The sequence below is a fragment of the Dyella sp. genome (assembly GCF_035508675.1).
GTDB lineage: Bacteria > Pseudomonadota > Gammaproteobacteria > Xanthomonadales > Rhodanobacteraceae > Dyella_B.
Window position 1 is genome coordinate 1 of sequence record NZ_DATJMN010000354.1, and the last position, 25,914, is coordinate 25,914.

Genomic DNA, 25,914 nt, shown 5'->3' on the forward strand with positions numbered 1-25,914 from the left:
CATTTCCCTTCCGGCGATGCCGGCATGACCCCGCGAGGCCCAACGCCCGTGGGGTTTTCTTTGACGGCCTTCCGCCCGTCTATGTGAACTGCGCCCTAGGAGCCTGTCGGGCTTGAGTGGTCGAGGCGAAAATGCGACTGCGCGAGGACAGATTTTCGGCGATTCGCCGACCCATAGTGGTTCTATGGGTCAAGAAGCGACGAAAAGATGGACCGCGCAGGCGCATTTGCAGCCCGGCCAACTCAAGTCCGACAGGCTCCTAGAGCATCACGATGTTGGGGTTCGCATGCGCTCACCCCAACCTACGCACGTCGCGACATCATCGCAAAGTTGGCCTCACACTTTTCCTGAGCATCCCCGTGGAACTTCTCGTCGACATCTTCGGCTACCTCAGCATCATCCTGCACGGTCTGACGATCGTCGCGCAGTCGATGATGCTGGGCGGCATCCTGTTCCTGGTTTTTCTGGTGCGCCCCTTCATGCATCTGCTGCCGCAAGGTACGGAGCTGGAACGGCGCATTGCGCGGCTGACCATCGTCAGCGCGATCGGCCTGATCATCGCCGAAGTCGCCGGCGTCGGCTTGCAGGTAGCGGTGGTGACATCCACCGTCGACCTGAGCTTCCTGGACGTGATGCAGGCCCCATTCGCGATCGCCGGCACGATCAAGATTCTCTGCGCGCTGCTGCTGATTCCATGCCTGAGCCGGCGCATGTCCACCGGCCTGCGCGGTGCCGCGCTGCCGTTGCTGATCGGTGCGGCGGAGCTGACGGCCGCCACCTTCACCACGCACGCCTACGCGCGCCTCGACCACAACGTGCTGCTGTTATGCGTGGAAGGCCTGCATCAGTTCGGCGCGGCGATCTGGATCGGGGCGATTCCGTGCTTCGTGCTGGCGCTGAGCAAATTGCATGATACGAACGGCTGGCGCATCGTCGGTGCACGCTTTTCGCGCATGTCGATGATCGGCGTGGCCAGCATCATCGTTTCCGGCTCGGTCATGTGCGTGTACTACATCGGCGACATGCAGGGCTTTTATGGCACGGCCTACGGCGTGATGGTCGGCGCGAAGATCGCCATGTTCCTGGCCTTGCTGCTGCTCGGCCTCGGCAATCTGCTGGTGACGGAGCGCTTGCGCAAGAACCAGGACACCTCGGTGATCCGCCTGCGCCGCTTTGCCGAAGTGGAAATCGGCATCGGCTTCACCATCTTCTTTGCCGCCGCCTCGCTGACCTCGGTGCCGCCCGCGGTCGACCTCACCACCGACCGCGTCACGCTGCACGAAATCGCCGTGCGCAATGCACCGGCATGGCCGCGCCTTACCTCGCCCGACCACGACCAGCTGGCGGTGTCGCAAGCGCAGGCACAGCTGGATCGCGAAGCCGAGCAACGCCATCAGGTCGCCGCGCAAGCCGTGGTGCCGGGTTCGGGCGTGCTGGCGCCGCGCAATGCCGACGACATTGCCTGGTCCGAATACAACCATCACTGGGCCGGCATCTTCGTGCTGTTGATCGGCCTGCTCGCCTTGCTCAATCGCGCGGGCGTGGGATGGCTCAAGCACTGGCCGTTGCTGTTCCTGCTGATGGCGGGTTTCTTGCTGGTGCGCTCGGATCCGGAAGTCTGGCCGATGGGCCAGGAAGGCTGGTGGGCAGCATGGCGCGACGTGGAAGTGGCGCAGCACCGCTTCTTCGTAGCGCTGATCATTCTGTTCGGCGTGTTTGAATGGGCGGTGCGCACGGGACGCCTGCGCAATCCCAACGCAGCGCTGGTTTTTCCGCTACTGGTATCGGTGGGCGGTGCGATGCTGCTCACGCACAGCCACCAGATTTCCAACGTGAAGGACCAGTTGTTGATCGAGCTGACCCACACGCCGCTGGCATTGGCCGGCGTGGCCTCGGGCTGGGCCCGCTGGCTGGAGCTGCGCCTGCCTGGGCGCGGCGGGCGCATCGCCGGCTGGGTGTGGCCGGCCTGCTTCATGCTGGTCGGCGTGATCCTGCTCTGGTATCGAGAAGCATGAGCTAAAATCGCGGCCTGCCTGCTGAGCGACTGGGCAGGCCGCTCCATTCCCGCTCGCTATTCCCCGGATTTCGAATGAGCCTGACTTCCCCCGCGGTTTCCGCCTTTGCCGATCGCGTACCCGCCTACCTTGATCGGCTGGAACGCAGCACGGACGCCCTGCTTCCTGCCGCTTCCACCGATCCGGAGCGCTTGCACGAAGCCATGCGCTACGCCTGCGAAGGCGGCAAGCACCTGCGTGCGCTGATGGTGTATGCAGCCGGCGAAAGCCTGGGCGTATCGGCGGAGAAGCTCGATGCGGCCGCCTGCGCCGTGGAGCTGATCCACGCCTATTCGCTGGTGCATGACGACCTGCCGGCGATGGACGACGACGACCTGCGCCGCGGCCGTCCCACCGTGCACAAGGCCTACGATGAAGCCGTCGGCATCCTGGTCGGCGATGCGCTGCAGACGTCCGCCTTTGAAGCGTTGGCGACCACCGACGCGCTCGATGCGGACCAGAAAGTGCGCATGATCCGCGCGCTCGCACATGCCGCCGGTTCGATGGGCATGGTCGGCGGCCAGGCGGTCGACATGGCATCGGAAAACAAGACCCTCACGCTGGCGCAATTGGAATCGCTGCATGCGCGCAAGACCGGCGCGCTGATCCTGGTCACCTGCCAGCTGGCCGGCATCGCCGCCAACGCGGGCGAAGCGGCCGGGCATGCGCTGGAGCGCTACGGCAAGTGCATTGGCCTGGCCTTCCAGATCCAGGACGATGTGCTCGACCAGATCGCCGACACCGCCACGCTGGGCAAGACCGCCGGCAAGGACCTCGCCCAACACAAGTCGACGTTCCCGTCGCTGCTCGGCCTGGAACAAGCCAGACAGCGCGCCGATGCCTTGTTCGATGAAGCGCGCGCAGCGGCCCGCAGCATCTCCGATCACGCCGAACCGCTGTTGTGGCTGGCAGACTTCATCCAGCAGCGTGATCATTGACCGCAGGTTCCTTGCCGCGATAAATCTTTCGCACAGGAACGTGCAGCTTTTGGCCAGGTGATGCACGCCCGGCCTTACCGGCAAATCCGAAGGGTGGCGGATTTGCCCAGCCAAGGACGTTACAGGCATGACGGTATTCACATCCATCACCAGCTTTTGGCGCAAATGGCGCGATGCCCTGCGTACCGGGCGCCAGATCGATGCCCTGCTGGCGCACGCCGATCCGCGCGCCGAACTGGCGGCGCGCAACGAATGGCTGGTCGAGGTATCGCATTGGCTGCATCGCGAAGGCCCGCTCGCCCGCGAGGCACAGCAACCCGATCAAGCGCCCAAATATCCGCCCCACGTGCGCTTGCGCTACCTGCTGCAACTGCTCGATCGCAATCCCGAATGGAAGGCGCGCGTCGCGCTGACCTTGCAAAGCATCGTGCGCGAGATGGATGCGATGGCGCTGTTGTGCGATTCCGGCATGCCGGCGCATTCCGGCTTCACGGGTGCCTTGATCGAACGCCTGCAGGATTCGCTGATCCCGATTGCGCCCAACAGCCGCGATCTGTCGAACCTGTTCCGGCTGATGTTTCCCTCCGCCGATGACGCGCAATGGGTAGCCGCGTTGCCGCGCGAACTACTCGAGAAGCTGAGCGAGCTATTTGCCTATCGGACGGCCACACCAGACGAGCCTGCCCCAGCAGAAAGCAGCGAGGACCAGCACGCACCCCGCTCATATAGCCGCCTGTCCATCGAACTGCTGGCTGCGATGCATAACCTGATCGGCCAGGTCGGTTCCACCGGCTTGTCGAAAGCGATCCGTACCCGCCTCAGCGAAAAACGGCTCGAAGCACTGCCGTTCTACCAACTTCCGCGCGCCATGCTGGCCATCGAAACGGCCGCTGACGGTGACGTTGCGGACAAAACAGAAAGCCATGCACGCATCAGCACGACATTGCTGCAGGAGGTGAATTACCTGCGTGCCTTGTTGGACGAATGCCAGCGCGCCTTGCGCGACGTGCACGCGCATCTGAACGAAAACGGTGTCAACGTCGATATCGTGTTCCAGCTCGAACGGATGCGCACGCGCATCGTACGCACCGAACGTTTGCTGGAAGCGTGGCTGGCGATCCGGCAGCATGGCGAATCGGCTCAGCCCATCGCCAGTCTGTTTGCGGATCTGATCGCCGCCAACCATGCCAGCCACAGCGTCACCGGCCTGATGCGCAGCAATTTTTCGCTGCTGGCGCGCAAGGTGGTCGATCGCAGCGCGGAGGACGGCGAACACTACGTCGCCTACGACCGCAAGAATTACCTGCATATGCTGTGGGCCGCGTTCGGCGGCGGCCTGGTGATGGTCGCCGCGGTCTACATCAAGTTCTTCATCTTCAGCCTGCACATGCATCCGATGGTTGAAGGCTTCTTTGCCGGCGTCAATTACGCCAGCGCGTTTCTGTTGATGCATTTCCTGCACTTCACCCTCGCCACCAAGCAGCCGGCGATGACCGCGCCGATGTTGGCGCAGAAGCTGGACGGCATCGGCACGCCGCAAGGCATGCACGATTTCGTACAAGCCGTGGTGGCGCTGATCCGCACGCAAGCGGCGGCCATTTTTGGCAACCTGGTAGCGGTGTTGCCGGTGTGCCTGCTCGTCCAGTTGCTGGCCCACGCCCTGTTCGGCGCCAATCTGCTCAACCCGGAGAAAGCCCGCGCCACCATCCATTCGTTTTCGCTGCTCGGCGCCACGCCGTTGTGGGCCGCCATGACCGGGGTGTTGCTATGGGTGTCGAGCCTGCTTTCCGGCTGGGCCGACAATTGGTTCGTGCTGCATCGCCTGCGCGATGTGCTTTCCTACAATCGCCGCCTGCGTTTTGTGCTGGGTGAGCGTGGCGCCGCGCGTTTCGCGAACTTCTCGCGGCGCAATGTCGCCGGCGTCGTCGGCAACTTCACGCTCGGCATGATGCTCGGCCTGATGCCGGCCATTCTCACCGCGTTCGCGCTGCCGTACGAAGTACGCCACGTCACCGTGGCAGCCGGTTCGATCGGTACCTCCATCGGCGTGCTCGGCAGCGCGGCCTTCGCTACGCATGACATCTGGTGGTCACTGACGGGCACGGCCGTGATGGCCATGCTCAACGTGGCGGTGAGTTTCGCCCTGGCATTCCAGATGGCGCTGCGCGCCAGACCCATGCAGCGCCGCGCGCGGCGGGAAATCAACCGCGCGTTGTGGCGTTACATTCTGACCAACCCGCTGCAGCTGGTGTTTCCGGGGCGCACCAAGGTGGCTGCCGATACGGCTTGAGGGCCGTCCATCGTGAAGAGCGGTTGCGCACACCACGTCCTTGCGATGCCGTCTCCTATGCCGGCCGCACGTCGTGCAGTTGCCAGCACGACCCGATCAGCCAGTTCAAGCGCTGACGCACGATGCTCATCGGCAGATCGGTAATCACTTCGAGATCGGTATCCAAATCCGCGACCCTGGCGCTCACCGCAGCCAGTTGGTCGGTCACGCCGAGACGCTCGTCCACGCCATCGGGATCGGGCTGCAGCGCACGCCAGCGCTGGAACAACAGCGGGCTGCGCAGCGCCTCCTGCAAGGCCGCCGCCAAATCGTTCGGGCCGGCGCCGTCGTAGCTCAAGGCGGGTTCCGGGCCGCGTGCGTGCGCGAGATCCTTGATTTGCAAATAGTAGTGAGTGCGGTTGGTCATGATTCCTCCCTTTGCAGTGACCGTTCCCCATGAATCCTCAAAGCTGCTGCACGCCCTGTTGGAGCAGGCCCGCGGCGTGCGCGGGCGCCAGGCCATGCGGCAGGATGCCCAGGCATGGCGCCGGCAGCAGTGCGTGCAGTGTGTCGATATTTTCCTCGATTGCCGCCATGTCAGGATCGATGCAGTTCCCAATCCAGCCGATCAGCCGGCAACCATCCGCAGCGATGGCCTCGGCAGTAAGCACGGCATGATTGAGGCAACCCAGCCGCAATCCCACCACCAATATCACAGGCAACCCCCACGCCCTGGGTATGTCCGAAGCAAGCAGCTGCGGCGCCAGCGGCACGCGCCAGCCGCCAACACCTTCGACCACTACGGTGTCATACCGCGCGTCAAGGGCACGGAAAGCAGTTTGCAGCGCAAGCATCGCAATCGTCACGCCTGCGTGCGCGGCAGCCAGATGCGGTGACAACGGTTCGCGCAAGGCGATGGGGTTGATTTCGTCATAAGCAGGCACCGGTTCGCTGCTGGCCGCCTGCAACGCCAACGCATCGTCGTTGCGCAGGCCTTGTGCGGTCTCGGCACAGCCGCTGGCCACCGGTTTCATGCCGCAAACGCGCCGGCCTTCGGCACGCAAGGCGTGCATCAACGTGCAGGCGGCATGGGTTTTGCCGATGCCGGTATCGGTGCCGGCGACAAATACCGCAGGCGTCATACGGGTCGGCCGCCTGCAACGCGCCTGGAAGATTCGCTCATAATGACCACCTCGCCACTTGTGATGGGCGCCAAGCGGCCCATTTTAGAACCCCATGTTCGAGATCAAAGCCAATCACGCCACCAGCAAGCGCGAACAATATGCGGAGCTGGCGGAACAGGTCCGCGGCATGCTCGCCGACGAACCCAGCCTCATCGCCAATGCCGCCAACTTCGCGGCGCTGGTGTTTCATAGCCTGCCTGACTTCAACTGGGCTGGCTTCTACCTGTACGACGGCCAGGAATTGGTCGTGGGACCGTTCCAGGGCAAGCCGGCCTGCATCCGCATTGCGCTGGGCCGCGGCGTCTGCGGCACCGCGGCGCAGACGCGCCAAACCCAGCTGGTGCGCAACGTGCACGATTTCGACGGTCATATCGCCTGCGATGCGGCATCGCAATCGGAGATCGTCGTGCCGCTGGTGAACGCCGATGGCAGCCTGCTGGGCGTGTGGGATGTGGACAGCCCTTCGGTCGGCCGCTTTGATGAAGAAGATCGCGCCGGCATGGAAGCGCTGTGCGCAGTCTTCATGGAAGCCGTCAAACCCTAGCAGCGCGCGTATCGCTCGCCAGCAAGCTCATCACCGCGCTGCGTGCTTCTTCGACACCCGTTCCATCGGGCGCTGAAAACACCTGCATCGTGACCGCTGCGTTCGCGCCGATGTCCTTGCGCAAGGCCGTCAGCGCCTGCGCCGCCTGATTGCGTGACAGCTTGTCCGCCTTGGTCAGCAGCACGTGGCAGGGCAACAGCGTGCCAACACAGAAATCCAGCATCATCCGATCGAACTCCTTGAGCGGATGGCGGATGTCCACGATCAGCACCACGCCGCGCAGACTGCGGCGCTCATGCAGATAGCGATCGATTTCATGCCGCCAATGCTCGCGCAAGGCTTCCGGGACTTTGGCGTAACCGTAGCCGGGCAGATCGATCAGGCGCGCAGCCGCAGCCTGCGACGTTTCACCGCGCAGCACCGAGGGTAGTGAAAAGGCGACCATCTGCTGGGTGCGCCCCGGGGTTTTCGAGGTGCGTGCCAGGCCCTTCTGGCCGGTCAGTGCGTTAAGGGCGCTGGACTTGCCTGCGTTGGAGCGTCCGGCAAATGCCACTTCGGCGCCTTCGTCGGCGGGCAGTTGCTGGATACGGTGGGCGGCAAGCACAAACTGTGCGCCCTGCAATGGATTGGTAGGCATGGCCTTCGTTTGACCGGCTAGTATGGGGTAAGGATAATTTGAGGATGCCTTGATTCGTTCTGCGCAGGCGGCAACGGTCCTGTGGACGAATCGGATCATCCTGCTGTTCTGCCCGTCACGGTGCGCAAGGGCTCGAGGGTGCGCACTGTACATCCAACAGTGTTTTCTGGAGGCAAGTGTATGAGTTTTCGGCTCGCCGGTTGCCGGCCCGCTGTCGTGAATGCAGTCGCCCTGGTGCTTGCTCTCTCTACCAGCGCCATCCTTGCTCAGAACACCAAAGCTCCCGCGCCGGCCCCCGCCGAACCCGCGCCTGCCGCTAGCGCCCCGGCTGCCGCCGTGCCTACCGCCGCACCGCATGACAACAACTGGATGATGTCCACCAAGCCTGGCGATGCCACGGCAGGCCAGGCCAAGGCCGCCGCCTGCGGCGCCTGCCATGGCATGGATGGCAACTCCTCGGATCCGCAATACCCGAAGCTGGCCGGCCAGCACGAGATGTACATTGCGCATCAGCTGCACAATTTCAAAGACGGCGATCGGCAGAACGCCATCATGCTCGGCATGGCCACGCCGCTGTCCGACCAGGACATGCGCGACATCGGCGCCTACTTCGCCAGCAAACAGCCTCTGCCGGGCGTGGCTGACCAGGCGCTGGTCGAACATGGCCAGATGCTTTATCGCGAAGGTGATCCGCAGCGCGGCATCCCGGCCTGCATGGCGTGCCACAGCATCGACGGCCGTGGCAACCCCGGCGCGATGTACCCGCAACTCACCAGCCAGCATGCGCAGTACATCGAAGCGAAGCTGAAGGATTTCCATGACGGCGTGGCATGGGGCCACGAGGCGCACGCGCAGATCATGCCGACCATCGCCAAGAACCTTGACCCGCAAGATATCGCGGCCTTGGCCAGCTATATCGAAGGCTTGCACGTGGCCGACCATAGCGCGACCGCCAAGTCGCCGTAACTTGCCGCCGGCGATGTTGTCCCAGGGATGCTTCTGATCCATTTTTCGTAGAATGAATCGGAGCATCCCCACCCCATTCCCGATTTCCATCCCCTGAGGCCAGCCATGCTGAAGCGTTTGTCTTTTCTTTGCGCGGCGTTGATCGCGCTAGCTGCCTGCAGCCACAACGGCTCCGATACCACGGCGCCGCAACCAGCGCCGGCCCAGACCTCCGCGCCGGCCACGCCACCCGCCCCCGCCAGCACGGCACCGGCTCCGGCTGCCGCCTCCACGGCCGCATCCGCCAGCACCGCGGCTGCGCCGGCTTCCGCCTCGACCGCGCCTGCGCCGCAGAAACCCTCCGCGCCGGCCGAACCCTTCGTCGACAACGGCAAGTGGGTGGAAGGCAAGAACTACTTCACCATCGAGCCGCAGCAGCCGACCAGCAACCCGGACAAGATCGTCGTGACCGAGGCGTTCTCCTATGCCTGTCCGGCCTGCAACGCGTTCCACACCACCGCCGACCAGATCGAGAAGAACCTGCCGTCGAATGCGGTGATGACCTATCTGCCGGTGTCGTTCCGTCCGGACGAAAACTTCCCGCTGTTCCAGCGCGCCTACTTCGCCGCCAAGGCGCTGGGCGTGGCCGAGAAAGCCCAGGACGCGATGTTCGATGCAGTATGGAAATCCGGCGAGCTGGCCTCCGACGACCTCGCTACCGGCCGGCCGAAGCCGCAGTCGGCATGGCCGACGATCGATGACGTGGCAAAGTTCTACGCCAAGTACGGCGTCGATCCCAAGCAGTTCGTCGCGGTGGCCAATTCCTTCAGCATCAACACGCAGATGAAGCGCGCCGACGACATGGTGAAGGCTTATGGCGTGGATGCCACGCCCACCATCATCATCAACGGCAAATACCGCTTCACGCCCGGCGATGCCGGCGGCTACGCCCAGTCGATCGAGCTGACCAAATGGCTCATCGCCAAGGTCGCCGCGGGCAAGTAAGCCAAGCATGCACAGCGCCCGGTCCGCCGGGCGCTTTTGTTTTGATCAAGAAGATTGATGAACTTCGTCATCAGGAAGAACCATGTTCAAGACCACCCGACTCCGTCTCGCCACCCTGCTCTGCGGCCTGCTGCTGACCACTGCCTGCAGCGCGGCCAGCCCCGATATCGCCGCCCCGTACACCGATGGCGACCAGTACGTCACGCTTTCCGCGCCCTATCAGCGCGACAGCAGCAGCGGCAAGGTGGAGGTGGTGGAGGTGTTCTCCTACGCCTGCATTCACTGCGCCGAGTTCTCCACCTACGCCGATGAGCTGCGCAAGACACTGCCCAAGGGCGTGGATTTCAAGCTGGTGCCGGCGCCGTTCAACGACAGCTGGGTACCGTTCGCGCGCGCTTACTACGCGGCCAAGAAACTGGGTGTGCTCGACCGCACGCACGATGTGCTGTTCGAAAAGAAATTCAAGGAGCAGTACCCGATCAACTCCATGGACGAAATTGCGGACTTCTATGCCAGCCAGGGCGTCAATCGCAACGAGTTCCTGAAGATCGCCAACTCGCCGGAAGTGGATGCGCAAATCAAGAAAGATCTCGCACTGATCCAGGCCTGGGGCGTGGACGGCACGCCCACCATCGTGGTCGACGGCAAGTACCGCAGCGCCAACGTCAAGAGCTTCGATGAGCTGGTAGCCCTCACCCAATGGCTGGTGCAGAAGGAATTGAACGCCAAGCAGCAGTAAGCGCCTGTCCACGCCAACAGGCGGCTTACGCGCTACGCCGGAGCCGCCTGTTGCGATACGGTTTTCACAATAACCGCATCGAGAACCGATAGGATGCCCCGGTTCACAACGCGAGCATCCCACGTTTCCACTTCATGACACGCGCCTCCGCCAAGCAACAACGGCTACGTCTCCTGAGCTGCAACATCCTGGCGGGGGCGAGCGTGCAGCGCTACCACCAGTACGTGACGCGTGGCATCAATGCAGTGCTGCCCGCACGCAGCAAGCTGGACAACCTCGATCGCCTGGCGGAACTACTCCCGCAGTTCGACGTGATCGGCCTGCAGGAGGCCGATGCCGGCAGCCTGCGCTCCGGTTTCCTCAACCAGACGCGCTATCTGGCCGAAACCTCGGGCATGCCGTTCTGGAGCCATCAGCCGAACCGTCCGGTCGCCCAGCTCTCGCATACGGCCAATGGCCTGATCTGCCGGTTGGAGCCGGAAGTGGTGGTGGATTATCCGTTGCCCAGCCGCATTCCCGGGCGCGGCGCCTTGCTGGCGCGTTTCGGCGACGACGCCAATGGGCTGGCAGTGGTGATCGCGCATCTTTCGCTGAGTGCGCAGGCGCGTGCGAAACAGCTCGCCTTCATCGCCGAGGTTTTGCAGGATCATCCGCATGCCGTCTTGATGGGTGATCTCAACACCGACACGCGCAGCGCGGAAATGCGCCACCTGTTCGCCCATTCGAGCCTGCAGCCGCCGGACCAGCCCGTGCCGACATTTCCGAGCTGGAAGCCACGGCGCGCGCTCGATCACATCCTGGTGTCATCGGACATTCGCATCCACAAGATGTGGACGCTACCGCAGGCGTTCTCCGATCATCTGGCACTGGCGGCTGATATCCAGCTCCCCTCGACTTCAGGCAAAACGCATCAATGAGTGCACGACGTTTCGTTCCGATCGCCCTTCCCTGGTTTCTGCTGGTGGCTGCGGGCCTGCTCAGCGCCTGGCTGCGCTATGGCTTTATCGAACCGCCCGCGCTGGCCCAACTTTGCGACGACGGCGATGGTCCCGCGTGGTGTGGCGCACGCACTGCCATCGTGATCGGCTTCAATACCTACAGCTATGGCGTTGCCGCCCTTATCGTCACAGCACTGGCGCTGATCTTTAAAAAGCCATGGCTGGCATGGCTGGCGGCTACGCTCGGGATCTTTGCTTTGATCCTGTATTGCTACTACGCCGGCGCAGTCGCGCTGCTAATCGGCAGTCTGCGCCTGGTACGGCTGCAGGCTAACGGCACGGTGGCAACGCCAGGCCACCCAGATCGGCACGGCAATCGCCAGATTCAGACCCAGCCATAGCCACGTCACCTTGTTCATGCCCGCTTCCTGCACCACCGGTGCGATCGCAAGCAACGGGCCTATGCAGGCCATGAAACGCTGCTCCGCCGACGGCATGACGAACTCGCGCGTCAACAGGCCGAACACGCCGTAGGCGACGCACGGCATGCAGAACAAGCCCATTGGAAAATCCATATAGCGCCCGTTGAACGCCAGCAGGATGTCGTACAGCACCAGCGCAAACAATGCGCAGTAACGCCACCACTGCGACGGTTCGGTGTGATCGTGATGATCCGCCAGATGCGCCGCAATGCGCCGTGCCAGCGCTGCGGCAATCGCCACCGCGCCGAGCAGGCACACCACCGAAAGCAGCCATTCCCACCACCATTGGCAGGCGTACATCATCTGCCGCCATTGCCACGCCGCCGAGGTGCCCGCGGCAAAGCCGGCCATCAGCAAGGCCAGCCATCCGCGCACGCCATGCCAGCTGCGGCGCCGGCCGCCCACCAAGGCAAAGGCCGTTGCACCCACGACACCGGCAAGCCATCCCAGCCACCACTGCGGATCTTCCGTGACCGGCCCGAACATGGGGAATTTCGGCTTTGCATTCGAATCGAAGATGCCCCAATAGCCGCCCACGGTACCTTCCAGTTCGCGCTTCCATGGCTGGTCGAAGGTCTCGATCACGTTGTACGGCATATGCACGGTGGCCGCATAACGCAGAAAACTACGCAGATACAGCGCCTCATCCACCAGGCTCGGTTCGGCGGAACGGCGCAGGCGGCCTTCGCTGGGCCAGCCGGTTTCACCGATCATCACCTGCTTGCCGGGAAACATGTGCTGCATGCGCGCGTACACGTCTTCGACGTGCTTGACGGCATGGATCGCCGCCACCGGATCGTTTTCCCAATACGGCAGGATATGGATGGTGACGAAATCGACCACGCTCGCCATCTGCGGATAGCGCAACCAGTTTTCCCATACGTCGGCATAGGTGACAGGAATCGTGGCAGGCGCGGCTGCGCGTACGCGGCGGATGTATTCGGCCAACCGCTTGGGTGACAGATCGCCGCGCAACAGCACTTCATTACCGACGATGATGCCGCGGATCACCTTGGGGTTCGCCCTGGCGGTGGCAAGCCCTTGCTCGATCTCCTTTTCATTCGTCTTCGCCACGCTGCCCAGCCAGATGCCCATCAGCACCTGCATGTGATAACGCGCGGCAATCGCCGGCACGGCGCTCAAGCCGTTGCTTTGCGAATAGGTGCGCACGCAGTCGAAACGTTGCGAGAGCGCGCGCAAATCTTCGTCGATGCGCTCAGGCGTGATCACAAAATGCGGATTGAACGGTGTTTCACCCGGCTTGCGGAACGGCGCGTACGACACGCAGGCAATGCGTGCGGACGGCGCGTCCGGCACGTCCACCGCCCGGCCGATCTGCCACCACCATGCCAAGCCCGCCAAGGTCGCCAGGATCAGCGCCAGCCAGGCAAGACCGTAATGGGCGGCACTCTTGGACTTGGGTGGCATGCGGGCCTTGTGCGCGTCTTGGGGCAGAACGCTGAAGCATAAGTGGGGAACGGGAAACAGGGAACGGGCAAGGTGACATTCCATGCGCGTGATTGAAGCCAGCGGTGCAAAAAACAGCACATCGCATGCGCGTGAAGCGCCGTTCATACCCGCAAAAACTCATCCATTACACTGCCTGCGATTGCCCGCAGGAACAGGAGTCCTCATGGCCTCGCTAGCCGTATCGCGTCTCGGCCGCTATCTGTTGACCGTCATCGCCGGCGGGATGCTGGCCGGCCCGGTTGCCGCACAAACCGACGACGCATCGCTGGCCGCGCAACGCGCCGCGTTCAAGCAAGCGTATGCCGCCGCCAGCCAAGGCGGCGACAGCTGGCGCGCGCTGGCCGGAGGTCTCAAGGATTACCCGCTCTATCCCTATTTGCAGGCGGCCTCGCTGGAGCACGATCTGCAGCAAGTGGATCGCCCCACGGTGGAAGCCTATTTGCGGCAGTATCCCGACCTGATTCCCGCCAGCGACCTGCGCCGCGATTTCCTGCAAGAACTGGCGCGCCGCCAGGACTGGACGGATTTCGTCGCGATGTACCAGCCCGGCCTCGGCAACGCACTGAGCTGCGATGCCCTGCAAGCGCAACTTGCCGGCGGCGCCAAGCTGGATTTCAACCGCGACCTGGCCGCGCTATGGGCTGAACCGGCGCTGCCTTCCGCCTGCGATCCGGTGTTGCAGGCCGCGCATGATCAGGGCCTGCTGACTTCCGCGCGCCTATGGTCGCGCATCGACGCCGCAGCCGAAGCGGGCAAGGCCGGCACGATTTCCGGCCTGGTGCAGTGGCTGCCGCCGGAAGAGGCCGAGTCGGCCCGCAACCTCGCCCTGGCGCTCAACGATCCGGCTGCCGCCGTGATGGCGGCCAAGCAATGGCCCGACAACGTGCGCACGCGCCAAGCCGCCGCACTGGCGCTGGTGCGCCTGGCGCGCCGCCAGTCCGGCATGGCCGACGATGCCTGGCAGTCATTGCAAAGCCGCTTCCACTTCACTCCCGGGCAGCGCGACCACGTATTGAACGCGCTGGCCGTCTTCCATGCCACCGACTTCGACGACAACGCCCTGGCGCGCCTGGTCAACCTGCCCGCTTCCGCGCAGACGCCGGCCAGCCGAGAGTGGCGCGTCCGCGTGGCGCTGGCGGAAAAAAACTGGCAAGCCGTGCTGGATGCGATTGCCGCCATGCCGCCTACGCAACAACAGGATGACGAATGGCAATACTTCCGCGCCCGCGCCTTGAGCGAACTCGGCCGCACGCAAGAAGCGCAACGCGTCTACGCCAGCGTGGCCGAGCAATCCAGCTATTTCGGTTACCTGGCCGCCGATCGCCAGAACGCACCGTACGCGCTGTGCAGCACCTCGCTCGCAGCCGATGCGCAGACACAGCAGGCCGCGCTGGCCATCCCGGGCGTGCGCCGCGCCTTCGAACTGTTTGCCGTCGGCATGCTCAAGCAGGCGCGCCGCGAATGGAGCCAGGCGCTGGCCAACACCGATGCACAGACGATCCAGCAGGCGGTGATTCTCGCCAACCAACGCGGGTGGTACGACCGCGCGGTGTTCTCGTTCAACAAGGGCGACGCACTGAGCTACTACCCGCTGCGCTTTCCGCTCGCCAGCCAGGATGGCCTGGTGCCGCAAGCGGAGCAGGCCGGTATCGATCCATCCTGGGCCTACGGCATCCTGCGCGTGGAAAGCGCCTGGATGAGCGACGCGCAATCCGGTGCCGACGCGCGCGGATTGATGCAGTTGCTGCCCAGCGCCGCCGCCGAGGTCGCGCGCCGCAGCGGCCTGCCCTGGAACGGCGGCGACAGCCTGTACGACCCGGCCGTGAACATCGAACTGGGCACGCGCTACCTAGCGCAGCTGGCCGCACGCTTCGATGGTTCCCCGTGGCTGGCCAGCGCGGCGTACAACGCCGGCGCGGCGCGCGTGAAGCAGTGGCTCGCCGCCCGCGACCTGCTGCCACCGGACCTGTTCGTCGCCACCATTCCGTTCAAGGAAACCCGCGAATACGTCGCGCGCGTGATGTATTACAGCGTGATCTACGACTGGCGCCTGCATGGCAATGCTGCACCGATCTCCACGCGCATGCCGCCGATCGGACAGGCGTACGGCCAGATCGATCCGCCCAATCAACGCAAAGCGCTGACCTGTCCGGCGCCCGTGACGGCCGCCGCCCCGGCATCGGCCGCTTCGACAGCAGGCAAGCCGGTGAAGGATGTCGCGCACTGATGGCGATCAGGCCGTGATCCGCGTGATGACTTTGGGCTTGTCGCCTCGATCCGCGTAAACTCTGCGCGAGGCTGATTTCCCTCCCAATACATCAGGAGGATGCTCGCCATGCACCCGCAACGCATTGTCATGCTCGGCGCAACCGGTTTTGTCGGCAGCCATCTGCTGCCGCGCCTTGCCGCCGATGGGCATCAGATCACGCTGCTGTCCCGCAATCGCGAACGGCATCGTGCGCTGGCCGTCCTCCCCGGCATCGTCATCCGCAACGCCGACGTCTATGACGATGCGGTGCTGCGGCGTCATTGCGAAGGGGCCGATACCGTGATCAACCTGATCGGCATTCTCAACAGCAGTGGCCATCACACCTTCCAACGCGCGCACGTGGAGATGTCACGGCGCCTGATCGACATCTGCCAAGCCGTGCGCGTGCAGCGCCTGCACCAGATGAGTTCGCTCAAGGCCGGCCAGGGTCAGTCGCAATACTTGCAAACGCGCGGCGAAGCAGAGGCGCTGGTCAAGCGCTCCGCGCTGAACTGGACGATCTACGAACCGAGCGTGATCTTCGGGCCGGGTGATGGACTGATCACGCGCTTCGCCAGCCTGTTGCGCAAAACGCCGGTGCTTCCGCTGGCGCGTGCCAACTCGCGCATGGCGCCCACCTACGTGGGCGACGTCGCCGAAGCCATCGCCCGCTGCGTTGCCGACGACAAGCGCTCCTCACGTCGCTGCTTTGAACTGTACGGGCCGGAAGTGCTCACCCTGGGCCAGATCGTTCGCGCCATTCGCGATGCCGCCGGCTTGCGCACACGCATCATGCCGCTGCCTGACAGCCTTGGCCGCTGGCAGGCACGCATCGCCGGCGCACTGCCCGGCAAGCCGTTTTCGCTCGACAACTTTCTTTCCCTCGGCACCGATTCGGTCGGTGACGTAGATGGCTATGCGGCGCTCGGCATCACGCCGCAATCGTTCTCGCTGTTGCTGCCACACGTGCTCCAGGGCATGCCACGACAGCGCCGATTGGATGCGTGCCGGCAGGCTTTTCGCCACCACGGGTTCTGAGACGGCCATGGCACAATAAGCCATGCGTACTTACCTGGTCGGCGGCGCAGTCCGTGACAAACTGCTGGCACGCCCCGTGATCGACCACGACCATGTGGTAGTCGGTGCGCGTCCGGAAGATATGCTCGCACTGGGCTACAGACCGGTCGGCAAAGACTTCCCGGTATTCCTTCATCCGGAAACCAGCGAGGAATACGCCCTCGCCCGTACCGAACGCAAGACCGGCCGTGGCTACCATGGCTTCGCCTTCCATGCCGATCCCGACGTGACACTGGAACAGGATCTGGCGCGGCGCGACCTCACCATCAATGCGATCGCCGAAGACGAGCAAGGCCGGCTGGTCGATCCTTACGGCGGCGCGCGCGATATCGAGCAACGCGTCTTGCGGCATGTCTCGCCGGCCTTCGTCGAAGACCCGGTGCGCTTGCTGCGCGTCGCCCGTTTTGCCGCGCGCTTCGCACCACTCGGTTTCACCGTCGCCGCGGAAACCATGGCCTTGCTGCAGCAGATGGTGCGCAACGGTGAAGTCGATCACCTCGTGCCCGAGCGCGTATGGGCGGAGACGCGCAAGGCATTGGGCGAGGCGCAACCGTCGGCCTTTCTGCGCGTCCTGCGCGAATCGGCCGCGCTCGCTGTGTTGTTTCCCGAAATCGACGCGCTCTACGGCATCCCGCAGCGCGCCGAATTCCATCCGGAAATCGATACCGGCATCCACGTGGAAATGGTGCTGGACGCCGCCGCCAGGCTGGCTCCGGGCAATGATCTGGTCGGCTTCTGCGCGCTGGTCCACGATCTCGGCAAGGCGCTGACCCCCAAGGAAGAGCTACCGCGCCATGTCGGCCACGAGCATCGTGGCGTGCAGCCATTGCGCGCGCTGGCCGCGCGCCTGAAAGTACCCACCGACTACGCCGAACTCGCCGCACTGGTGTGCCGAGAGCACCTCAACGTACACCGCGCCTTCGAGCTCAAGCCCGCCACAGTACTCAAACTGCTGACCGCCCTCGACGCCTTGCGCCGTCCCGAACGCCTGCAGATTTTTCTCACCGCCTGCATGGCCGACAAGCGCGGTCGCCTGGGTCACGAACACGACGACTACCCGCAGGCGGCCTGGCTGGAGCAGGCACGCAACGCTGCCGCGTCGATCACTGCCGCGCCATTTGTCGCGCAAGGATTGCAAGGGCCGGCCATTGGTGCGGCGATGGAGAAAGCGCGCGTGCAAGCGATCGGTGCGCTAAAGAGCAACCTCACAAAGGAATAGCACCTTTGGCCAGGGAAGACATGTCAGACATCACCAAGCCGCCCTCCTTCCAACGCCTGGTTCTGGTCCTTTGCCTGGCGTGGGTGGCGCTGAACGCATCGCTGCTGATCGGCAAGTCAGTCATGCCATGGGATGCCATGGACGAGTTTTATCCGACTGTCTTCTTCAATGCGCACAGTCTTCGGCTTGGACTTGCTCCATGGTGGAACCCCTCTATCTATTCGGGCTATCCGCAAATAGCAGATCCCCAGGGCATGCTGTTTTCGCCGTTGCTGATGGCCTGGATGCTGCTGCGCGAGGCACCTGGGCCGGTCTGGTTCAGCTGGGGCGTGCTGCTGCATCTGCTGATGGGCGGCATCGCCATGCTCGCTTTCCTACGGCAAGACAAGGTCAACGCCGCCGGTGCGCTCATCGGCGCAACCGTATACATGGCCGGCGGCGTGGCCGCGTCCCGGCTCGAACACACGCCCATCGTCGTCGCTTACGGCTACGCGCCAGTCGTGCTGCTTTTTCTCCGGCATTTTCTTGCCCGGCCCAAGCTGCGACATGCTGTGCTGCTCGGCCTGGCAGCGGGTGCGCTGGCGGTGCACCTGGTGCAGGTTACTTATCTTTTCGTGTTGGCGTTGATCGCTTACTGCATCATCGGAACGGCACAACGGTGGAGGAGCTACAGCACGCAGGACCGCTGGCGATGGATTGGCGGCATGGTCGCTGCATCGGTGTGTGCGCTTGCGCTGGCGCTGCCGCAATTGCTTTTCAGCTGGGCCTTCATGAGCGTGTCCAACCGGGCCACGATGGCGCTGTCGGACGCAGCCGGTGCCTCCTTGGATGCGCGCACCTTTTTAAGCCTGCTTGCTCCCAATGCCTTGCACGCCTTGCGCGGCAGTTACGATGGCCCGGCCAGTGTGGTCGAGGCTTATCTGTACATCGGCGCCATCCCTTTGCTGGCCATGCTTGCGCTTCCCCGTGCATGGCGAGCTCGCCACGGCAGGTCATCGCTGGTCTTTTTCGGCATCGTGGCCTTGTTCGCGTGTCTGTACATGTTTGGCGTCCACACGCCGCTCTATCGCTGGTTGTACGACTGGATGCCAGGCATGCAGCATTTTCGCCGCCCCAGCGATGGCGCCTATTTGTTGAATTTCTCTCTGGCCATCATGGCCGGCATCGCCGCCAGCCAGCTCAACCTGCAATGCCGCCGGGACATCACCATTCTGCTCACTGTTGCCATGTGCTGGTTGGCAGGCGCCAGCCTGGATATGCGCGTGGAAGGGATGCGCTGGCCGGCATTTACCCTGCTGGCGGCGGCATGCGCCGCACTGGCGCTATGGCGCTTGCAAAAACCCGGCAGCGAATGGCGCGCCACGTTATGGCTGCTGGCCGTACTGATCGTCGATTACCGCTGCTTTAATTTGAACGGCCGCTTCAACCAGATGAAGGACACGGCCCAGGCGTTTCAGAACAGCCCGATCGTGAAATTCCTGAGCAATGAAGCGCGCGAAAGCCCGCCTGGCCTGGCACCTCGCATCGAGACACAAGACACCAGTGCCGCATGGGACAACCTGATGACTGTCCAGGGTCTATGGTCTACCCAAGGCTACAACCCCTTGCGCTACTCGTTGTACGAGCAATGGTATGGCGCGCGCGCGAGCAGCGCTGCGGCTGCTGGAACAACGGCGTTCAATCCTGGCCCGGGTGGTCCGGTGAGCCGGCTGTTGGGTGCCCGGTATCTCGTCATAGGCCATCGTGATGGCGCAGCAACATTGCAGCCTTCCAACGGCTACCGGCGAATCCTTTCCGAAAAGGACGCCGAACTCTGGAGCACGGATCTGGCCTATCCGCGCTTGCTCAACCCTACTCACGTACGCTTATTTGCAGCGGGAGTCCTCCCCGACGCATCGTTGTTCGCGGCCACCGACTTTCGAAACACCCTCTTGCTGACGCCACGCGATCGTCACGATGCAAGCACGGAACGCCCGCTTGCGTCAGCGTGTACTGGCCGCGTAAACGCCGCCGTCGTGAATGCCACACCCACGCAACAGCATATTCGCGTGCAGGCGCAAGACAGCGGCTGGGTGGTGGTCAGCGAGCTGGATTTCCCCGGCTGGCAAGCCGAGCTGGATGGCAAGGCGATTTCAATCCATCGCGGCAATGGCATGTTCCGCGCCGTCTGCGTTCCTGCCGGCGAACATGATTTGCACTTTCGCTTTCATCCATGGGCCATGGTTGCCTACGCGTGGCTGCATGCTGGGATAAAGCACTAAACCGCGATGTGCAGACCCACCGTGGTCCTTTGGGATCAAGCATCGACGGACCGCCCGATATGCTCCTGCAGCTGCAGCGCTCCGAACCTAAGACCACGGCGTAATGCTTCGTAGGTTGGCGGTGAGCGTATGCGAACCCCAACGTTGCCATGCAGATGACGATGTTGGGGTTCGGCTTCGCCTCACCGCCAACCTACGCCAGCTTTCCTGCGTGACCCGCCCCTTTGCTTCGGATCCGCCTAAGTTTTGAGCTCTACCTACAATCGCCCACCCTGATCCGCCGCCAGCAACTCTGCCGGCAGCGGCAATGCAGGCAAGCCGCGCGCCAGCAGCATCGCCTGGAACCGCTCGCCCATCTGGTCCGGCAAGGTGAGTTTCTTCACTTGCTGGGCGAGGCGATAGCGCGCGGCATCGTCAGGAGCTTGTTCGTAGGCACGCTCGAAGACGTCCTGCAAACCGGCGGCAATGAGGAAATGGGCTTGCGGCAGATAGGCCGCCACGTCAAAACCGGCGCTGTTGCAGGCTTCGGCCAAAGCGGTGAAATCGACCGACGCAGTGAGGTCGTTGAGACCCGGCAAATGCAGCGGATCGCTGTGGGCGCGGTGGCGGTAGTGCGCCATCAGCGTGCCGTCCTGCCGCTCCGGCAAATAGAATTCGCGGCGCACGTAGCCGTAGTCGATGAACAGCATCAGGCCCGCTTCGAGCGAGCCGGCGATGGCCTGCATCCAGTAGGGCAGTTGCGGGAGGATCTCCGAGCGGTAACCATTTGCGAACGGACGGCCGAGATCGCGTTCGACGTGCCGCACGGCGCCGGCCACCAGGGCGTCGGCAGGACGATCGACGCGCATCAGGCGCGCTTCGCCATCGAGCGTGACGTACTCCTCGTAGACCTCGCCATCGCGCACGACGAAGCGTGTCGTGGGCAGGGCATCGATCACTTCGTTGGCGAACAGAATGCCGCGCCAGTTTTCCTCGGGCGGACGATCGATCCATGCCACGCGCGCCATCACCGCCGCCGGCAATGCGGCGATCAGCCGCTCGCGCTGGCGCTCGCGCAAGTCGGCGCTGGGTTCAAGGATCAGGTAGCGGCGAGGCAATACGCCGTTCTCGGCAAGCGCCAGCAGCGCCGCTTCGGCGAATGCGCCGCTGCCGCCACCAAGTTCCAGAAAATCTGCCTCGCTCCCCAGCATGGCCAGCACCGGCTGCACGGCTTGCACCACGCAGCGTGCAAACAGCTCGCCCAGTTCCGGCGCGGTGACGAAATCGCCGGCTTCACCGAACTTGGTCTTGCCGGCGCTGTAGTAGCCAAGCCCCGGCGCATAGAGACAGCGCTCCATGTACTGCGAAAACGGCATCGGCCCGTGCGCGGCGATGGTTTCGCGCAGGTGCTGCAGCAGGTGTTCGGAATGGGCAAGCTCGTCGGCGGCGGGCTCGGGCAGGCGCGAAGATCGGTTCATCATGGATGGGAGGGCGCATCGGCCGCGTTCGGCTTCAGCAGCCAGCGCACGGCAAGCAGGCCAAGTTCGTAAAGCACGCACATGGGAATGGCCAGCATGATCATCGAGGTAATGTCAGGCGGCGTCACCACGGCGGCGATGGCAAACGCGCCGACGACCGCATAGCGCCGCCCCTTGCGCAGCTTGTCCAGATCGACGATGCCGACGGCCGCCAGCACCACCACCGCCACCGGCACTTCGAAGCACAGGCCGAAGGCGAAGAACATCAGCATCACGAAGTCGAGGTAATGCGTGATGTCGGTCATCATCTCCACGCCCTGGGGCGTGACCGCGGTAAGAAAGCGGAACGCGGCGGGCAGCACCAGGAAATAGGCGAATGCGCAGCCGGTGTAGAACAGCACCAGCGCGGCCGCCAGCAACGGGCGCGCCAGGCGCTTTTCGTGTTTGTACAGACCAGGGCTGACGAAGGCCCACAGCTGGTACAGGATCACCGGCATGCTGATGAACAGCGCCGCGTAGAACGCGAGCTTCAGCGGCGTGATGAAGGGGCTCGCCACTTCGGTGGCGATCAGGTGCGCCCCTTCCGGCAGGCGTGCGACCAGCGGCGCGGCGAGCCAGGCATACAGGCGATTGGCGAACGGCACCAGCGCAGCAAGCACCACGGCCAGCGCGAGGATCGCCTTGATCAAGCGCGAGCGCAGTTCAAGCAGGTGCGAGAACAGGCCCTCCTGCACGTCCAGTTCGGGCTCAGGCGCTGCCATGCGGTGTTTCCTTGGGCGCATCGGCCTGCAGCAGATCCTTCTGCACGTCGGCAACGCTATCGCGCACGTCCGTGGCCGTGCTTGCCACCTGTTCGCGGGTCTCGCGGGCGGCTTTGTTCATCTCGGTCTGCATGGCCTCGGCGCGCGCCGCCGCTTCGCGCGCGGTGCGCTTGAGTTCTTCGATTTCCAGTTCGCGTTCCACTTCGGCCCGCACGCTGTCCCAGCCCTGGCGCAGGCGGCGCACCAATGCGCCCGCCGTGCGTGCGGCGTGCGGAAGCTTTTCGGGGCCGAGCACGATCAGCGCAATCAGCGCCAGCAACACCAGCTTGCCGAGGCTGATCTCGATCATCTTGCTGCTGTCCTATGCGCTTATTTGGATTCGCTGGAATCGCGCTGCTGGCTGGCCGTGCTGTTGGCGCCGGCACCGGGCTCGGGGTCGGCCTGCAGCTTTTCCTGCGCCTTGCGCTTTTCCTCGTCCTCGTCGCCTTGCATGGCCTTCTTGAAGCCGCGCACGGCATTGCCGAGATCGGAGCCGACCCGCGTCAGTTTACCGGTGCCGAACACCAGCAGGATGATGACGAGCAGGATCGCCCAATGCCAAATGCTGTCCAAACCCATGAGAAACCTCGTTGCGGAAGGTTGCCAGGTGCGCCCGCGGGAGTGCGGGCGCCGGCTTTCCGTCATGTGAAGAGCGCGCTCGCGCAGTCTTACCGCGCAGTGTACTCCTCCAGCGTGTCACGGAAGCGCACGACCGCCGCCGGGACGTTGCTCACGCCGCCTTCAAAGATACGACGCGGGGTGATGCCCTTGCCATAAACCTGTTCGTTGGCATCGTAATCGATCTTGATCACCGAGCCGTCCAGCGCCACCCCGGCGAACAGACCGCGGGCACGGGAATAGGAATAGATTTCCGCCTTCAGCTGCTGGTCGGTCGCCGCGGCCGCGGTACGGCCCACCGGACCGGCTGCCGCCGAGGCATCGGCCCCGATCGTAAACTTGCCGTTGACGATGGAATCCACCCCGCGCTGGGTGCGGAATACCAGGATCACATCGGTCTTGGACACGCCGATCTGGAAGCCCACGCTGCCGCCGCCGAAGGAGATGAAGCTGGGGTTGGACCAGGTACCGTCCGGATTCTTGACCGAGATCAGGCCCTCGCCGCGGCGGCCGCCGAACACGAAGCCGACTTTCAGCACATCCGGAATCACCGCGATCGCCCGCGCATCGCGCAGCAAATCAGTGGGAATGGATTTGTCCGGCGCCTGCTCGATCTCGTTGAGCACGCGCACGGCACTCTGCGCGCGCTGCTCGGGGGTATCGTCACCGGCATGCGCCGCGGCAACGGGCAGCAGCAACGCAAGGGCGACAAACGAAAGGCGACGCAATGGCTTGAACATAGATAGCTCCCGATCTGGATATGACTCAATCGCGGTCGCAAACGGCAGCAAGCATAGCCACGTATTGCGAAAGGCATGTGGCAGCTTATGGCAGACTTGACCGGTTCGTCTGCTGCCCACGCCACCATGCCGACTTATCACTATACCGGCCCTGCCGGCCAATCCTACGACCAACCTAATCAGGCTGGCGTACTGCTGGTGAACCTTGGCACACCGGACGCCCCGACGGCACGCGCCGTGCGACCGTATCTGGCCGAATTCCTGGGTGATCCGCGCGTGATCGAGTATCCGCGCTGGCTGTGGTGGCTGATCCTGCACGGCATCATCCTGCGCATCCGGCCGGCGCGCTCGGCCCATGCCTACGCACGGGTGTGGACGCCGGAGGGCTCGCCGCTGCGCATCGGTTCGGAGCGACTTGCCGCGGCCCTGCAGGCGCGGCTCGGCCAGACCGCAGCGGGCTCCGTGCGCGTCGCACTGGCCATGCGCTACGGCAAGCCTTCGGTACGCGAACAGATCGCGCAGATGCAGCGCGAAGGCGTGCGACGCTTGCTGGTGCTGCCGCTGTATCCACAGTACTCGGGCACCTCCACCGGATCAGTCATCGACGCCGTCGCCGATACCTTCAAGCACCTGCGCTGGCCACCAGAGCTGCGCATGATCAACGACTACCACGATGATGCCGGCCACATCGACGCGCTGGCGCAGTCCATCGAGCGCTGGTGGGCCGAACACGGCCGCGGGGACAAACTGCTGCTGTCCTTCCATGGCATTCCGCAGCGCTATGTGGCGGCCGGCGACCCCTACCTGCAGCAGTGCCAGGCTACGGCGCGCCTGCTACGCGAGCGATTGCAGCTGGACGAAGCGCAACTGCTGGTGAGCTTCCAATCCCGCGTAGGCCGCGAACCCTGGCTGCAGCCGTATACGGATGAAACCGTCAAACGCCTCGCCCGCGAAGGCGTCAAGCGATTGGACGTCGCCTGCCCCGGCTTCGCCGTGGATTGCCTGGAAACATTGGAAGAAATCGCCATGCAGAACGCCGAGTTCTTTACCGAAGCCGGCGGCGACGCGCTGCGCTATATCCCCGCGCTCAACGACAGCAACGAGCAGGTAGCAAGTCTCGCCGCACTGATCGTGCGGCACAGCCAGGGCTGGCCGGAATTTTCGTCGCGCCAAGCACCATGATCGAGCGCACGCACGCCGATGCGCCGATCGAACAGCGCATCACCCTGTCGCATCACCTCTCGCTGACCGCCCTGATCTGGGGCGATGCTGCTGCACCACCGCTGCTGGCCTTGCACGGCTGGCTGGACAACGCCGGCAGCTACGCCTTCCTGGCGCCGAAACTCGCCGCACGCTTTCGCGTGATCGCACTGGAGTTGCCCGGACACGGACATTCCAGCCATCTGCCGGCCGGCATCAGCTATCACTACGTCGACTACGTCAGCGCCGTACTCAGCGCCGCCGATGCATTAGGCCTTGAACGCTATGCCCTGCTCGGCCATTCGCTCGGCGCGGGCATCGCCTCGCTCGCTGCCGCGGCCACACCGCAACGCATCGATCGACTGTGGCTGATCGAAGGGCTTGGCCCACTCGGCGACGACGGCGCCCACACCTTGCAGCGTTTTCGCGACGCCTACGCGGCGCCCGCGCCAAGCAGCAGATCGCTGCGGCTGTTCGCCAGCGTGGAACAGGCGATCAGCGCGCGCACCATGGCCAGCGGCTTGCGCGCCGAGCTGGCGCGTCCGATCGTGGAACGCGGGCTGGCCGAGGTCGAAGGCGGCTATCGCTGGCGCAGCGATCCGCGCCTCACGCGACCCAGCGCCGTGCGGCTGGCCGAAGCACAGATTCGCGCCTTGCTGGCCGGCATCGAAACACCCACCTCGCTGTTGCTTGCCACACCCATCACGCCCTACCTGCCCAGCGCGATGATGCAAGCGCGTGCGCAGCAGGTACCGCACATTGATGTCACGCATCAGGAGGGCGGGCATCACTTGCAGCTGGAACACCCGGATGTCGTGGCTGCGTGGGTGTTACGGCATGCGCTGTAAATAAAAGCGCGATTTCCTTGCCAGCGGCCCCGCACGCATCCAATGCAAAAAGTCAGGCCGCACGCGCATCACGCGTCGCCCGACCCTTACAGACGTCCGCACGCTTACTTGCTACGTTCGCCTCGTCATCGACGCCGTCGTTCGTGGCGCAACGTCGATGACCCTTGCAGCAATGCTTGGAGAAGCGCGGATCGTGAGAGTTGGCGCTCCCACGACCCGCTGACCACAACCAACAGTAGGA

The 25,914-nt window shown here is 64.0% G+C and carries 23 protein-coding genes and 1 pseudogene; 15 read left to right on the plus strand and 9 right to left on the minus strand.

All coding sequences use genetic code 11. The features are described from left to right. Window positions 1-359: 359 nt before the first annotated feature. The 3 genes from VMA74_RS18745 (at window position 360) to VMA74_RS18755 (ending at window position 5,282) form a co-directional block, all read left to right on the plus strand. A complete protein-coding gene (locus VMA74_RS18745) occupies window positions 360-2,015 on the plus strand; it encodes a copper resistance D family protein (RefSeq protein WP_325369741.1) in 1,656 nt (551 codons plus the stop codon). A 74-nt stretch (window positions 2,016-2,089) separates the two neighbouring features. Further along, complete coding sequence (locus VMA74_RS18750; protein ID WP_325369743.1) at window positions 2,090-2,992, plus strand: farnesyl diphosphate synthase; 903 nt, start codon at window positions 2,090-2,092, stop codon at window positions 2,990-2,992. A 127-nt stretch (window positions 2,993-3,119) separates the two neighbouring features. Then, window positions 3,120-5,282, plus strand: coding sequence for a site-specific recombinase (locus tag VMA74_RS18755; RefSeq protein WP_325369745.1), 2,163 nt, complete (start codon window positions 3,120-3,122; stop codon window positions 5,280-5,282). 55 nt (window positions 5,283-5,337) lie between these two features. On the opposite strand, the gene VMA74_RS18760 is transcribed toward VMA74_RS18755, so the two are convergent. After that, a complete protein-coding gene (locus VMA74_RS18760; RefSeq protein ID WP_325369747.1) occupies window positions 5,338-5,688 on the minus strand; it encodes a hypothetical protein in 351 nt (116 codons plus the stop codon). Between the two features lie 37 nt (window positions 5,689-5,725). Continuing rightward, window positions 5,726-6,403, minus strand: coding sequence for a dethiobiotin synthase (gene bioD / locus VMA74_RS18765; RefSeq protein WP_325369749.1), 678 nt, complete (start codon window positions 6,401-6,403; stop codon window positions 5,726-5,728). A 94-nt stretch (window positions 6,404-6,497) separates the two neighbouring features. Here bioD and VMA74_RS18770 point away from each other — a divergent pair, with 94 nt between their 5' ends. Beyond that, the gene (locus tag VMA74_RS18770) at window positions 6,498-6,989 is read left to right on the plus strand and encodes a GAF domain-containing protein (RefSeq protein WP_325369751.1); all 492 of its coding nucleotides are present in this window, start codon (window positions 6,498-6,500) and stop codon (window positions 6,987-6,989) included. Here VMA74_RS18770 and yihA read toward each other — a convergent pair. After that, complete coding sequence (gene yihA / locus VMA74_RS18775; protein ID WP_325369753.1) at window positions 6,979-7,626, minus strand: ribosome biogenesis GTP-binding protein YihA/YsxC; 648 nt, start codon at window positions 7,624-7,626, stop codon at window positions 6,979-6,981. The genes VMA74_RS18770 and yihA overlap by 11 nt on opposite strands. A gap of 180 nt (window positions 7,627-7,806) precedes the next feature. Here yihA and VMA74_RS18780 point away from each other — a divergent pair, with 180 nt between their 5' ends. The 5 genes from VMA74_RS18780 to VMA74_RS18800 all read left to right on the plus strand — a co-directional run bounded on the left by VMA74_RS18780 (window position 7,807) and on the right by VMA74_RS18800 (window position 11,654). After that, on the plus strand, window positions 7,807-8,592 hold the full coding sequence (locus tag VMA74_RS18780) for a c-type cytochrome (RefSeq protein WP_325369755.1): 786 nt from the start codon (window positions 7,807-7,809) through the stop codon (window positions 8,590-8,592). Between the two features lie 105 nt (window positions 8,593-8,697). Beyond that, window positions 8,698-9,576, plus strand: a complete 879-nt coding sequence (locus VMA74_RS18785) for a thiol:disulfide interchange protein DsbA/DsbL (protein ID WP_325369757.1) — start codon at window positions 8,698-8,700, stop codon at window positions 9,574-9,576. Window positions 9,577-9,658: 82 nt separating this feature from the next. Then, complete coding sequence (locus tag VMA74_RS18790; RefSeq protein ID WP_325369759.1) at window positions 9,659-10,315, plus strand: thiol:disulfide interchange protein DsbA/DsbL; 657 nt, start codon at window positions 9,659-9,661, stop codon at window positions 10,313-10,315. Between the two features lie 134 nt (window positions 10,316-10,449). After that, the gene (locus VMA74_RS18795; protein WP_325369761.1) at window positions 10,450-11,232 is read left to right on the plus strand and encodes an endonuclease/exonuclease/phosphatase family protein; all 783 of its coding nucleotides are present in this window, start codon (window positions 10,450-10,452) and stop codon (window positions 11,230-11,232) included. Next, window positions 11,229-11,654, plus strand: a complete 426-nt coding sequence (locus VMA74_RS18800) for a hypothetical protein (protein ID WP_325369763.1) — start codon at window positions 11,229-11,231, stop codon at window positions 11,652-11,654. The genes VMA74_RS18795 and VMA74_RS18800 overlap by 4 nt, the downstream gene beginning before the upstream one ends. Here VMA74_RS18800 and VMA74_RS18805 read toward each other — a convergent pair. Then, window positions 11,550-13,163 carry a glycoside hydrolase family 17 gene (locus VMA74_RS18805; protein WP_325369765.1) on the minus strand — a complete coding sequence of 538 codons (1,614 nt, stop codon included), beginning with the start codon at window positions 13,161-13,163 and terminating at the stop codon, window positions 11,550-11,552. The two genes, VMA74_RS18800 and VMA74_RS18805, sit on opposite strands and share 105 nt — an antisense overlap. 205 nt (window positions 13,164-13,368) lie before the next feature. Between VMA74_RS18805 and VMA74_RS18810 the strand changes: the two genes are divergently transcribed. From VMA74_RS18810 to VMA74_RS18825, 4 genes are all read left to right on the plus strand, one after another. Further along, window positions 13,369-15,432 carry a transglycosylase SLT domain-containing protein gene (locus VMA74_RS18810; protein ID WP_325369767.1) on the plus strand — a complete coding sequence of 688 codons (2,064 nt, stop codon included), beginning with the start codon at window positions 13,369-13,371 and terminating at the stop codon, window positions 15,430-15,432. A gap of 108 nt (window positions 15,433-15,540) precedes the next feature. After that, complete coding sequence (locus tag VMA74_RS18815) at window positions 15,541-16,491, plus strand: complex I NDUFA9 subunit family protein (RefSeq protein WP_325369769.1); 951 nt, start codon at window positions 15,541-15,543, stop codon at window positions 16,489-16,491. A gap of 22 nt (window positions 16,492-16,513) precedes the next feature. Then, on the plus strand, window positions 16,514-17,749 hold the full coding sequence (locus VMA74_RS18820; protein WP_325369770.1) for a multifunctional CCA addition/repair protein: 1,236 nt from the start codon (window positions 16,514-16,516) through the stop codon (window positions 17,747-17,749). Window positions 17,750-17,769: 20 nt separating this feature from the next. After that, complete coding sequence (locus VMA74_RS18825) at window positions 17,770-20,010, plus strand: hypothetical protein (protein ID WP_325369772.1); 2,241 nt, start codon at window positions 17,770-17,772, stop codon at window positions 20,008-20,010. A gap of 257 nt (window positions 20,011-20,267) precedes the next feature. Here VMA74_RS18825 and VMA74_RS18830 read toward each other — a convergent pair whose 3' ends face one another. From VMA74_RS18830 to VMA74_RS18850, 5 genes and pseudogenes are all read right to left on the minus strand, one after another. Then, on the minus strand, window positions 20,268-21,470 hold the full coding sequence (locus VMA74_RS18830) for a class I SAM-dependent methyltransferase (RefSeq protein WP_325369774.1): 1,203 nt from the start codon (window positions 21,468-21,470) through the stop codon (window positions 20,268-20,270). Continuing rightward, the gene (gene tatC / locus VMA74_RS18835) at window positions 21,467-22,228 is read right to left on the minus strand and encodes a twin-arginine translocase subunit TatC (protein WP_325369776.1); all 762 of its coding nucleotides are present in this window, start codon (window positions 22,226-22,228) and stop codon (window positions 21,467-21,469) included. The genes VMA74_RS18830 and tatC overlap by 4 nt, the downstream gene beginning before the upstream one ends. After that, window positions 22,215-22,577, minus strand: coding sequence for a Sec-independent protein translocase protein TatB (tatB, locus tag VMA74_RS18840; protein WP_325369778.1), 363 nt, complete (start codon window positions 22,575-22,577; stop codon window positions 22,215-22,217). Before tatB ends, tatC begins: the two co-directional genes overlap by 14 nt. Window positions 22,578-22,597: 20 nt before the next feature. After that, window positions 22,598-22,846, minus strand: coding sequence for a Sec-independent protein translocase subunit TatA (tatA, locus tag VMA74_RS18845; protein ID WP_325369780.1), 249 nt, complete (start codon window positions 22,844-22,846; stop codon window positions 22,598-22,600). Between the two features lie 92 nt (window positions 22,847-22,938). Then, window positions 22,939-23,613 (minus strand): annotated as a pseudogene (locus tag VMA74_RS18850) (lipid-binding SYLF domain-containing protein); the annotation flags it as partial. 99 nt (window positions 23,614-23,712) lie between these two features. On the opposite strand from VMA74_RS18850, the gene hemH reads away from it, so the two are divergent. Further along, complete coding sequence (gene hemH, locus VMA74_RS18855) at window positions 23,713-24,807, plus strand: ferrochelatase (protein WP_414649640.1); 1,095 nt, start codon at window positions 23,713-23,715, stop codon at window positions 24,805-24,807. Next, complete coding sequence (locus VMA74_RS18860; protein ID WP_325369784.1) at window positions 24,804-25,673, plus strand: alpha/beta fold hydrolase; 870 nt, start codon at window positions 24,804-24,806, stop codon at window positions 25,671-25,673. Before hemH ends, VMA74_RS18860 begins: the two co-directional genes overlap by 4 nt. Window positions 25,674-25,914: the final 241 nt, after the last annotated feature.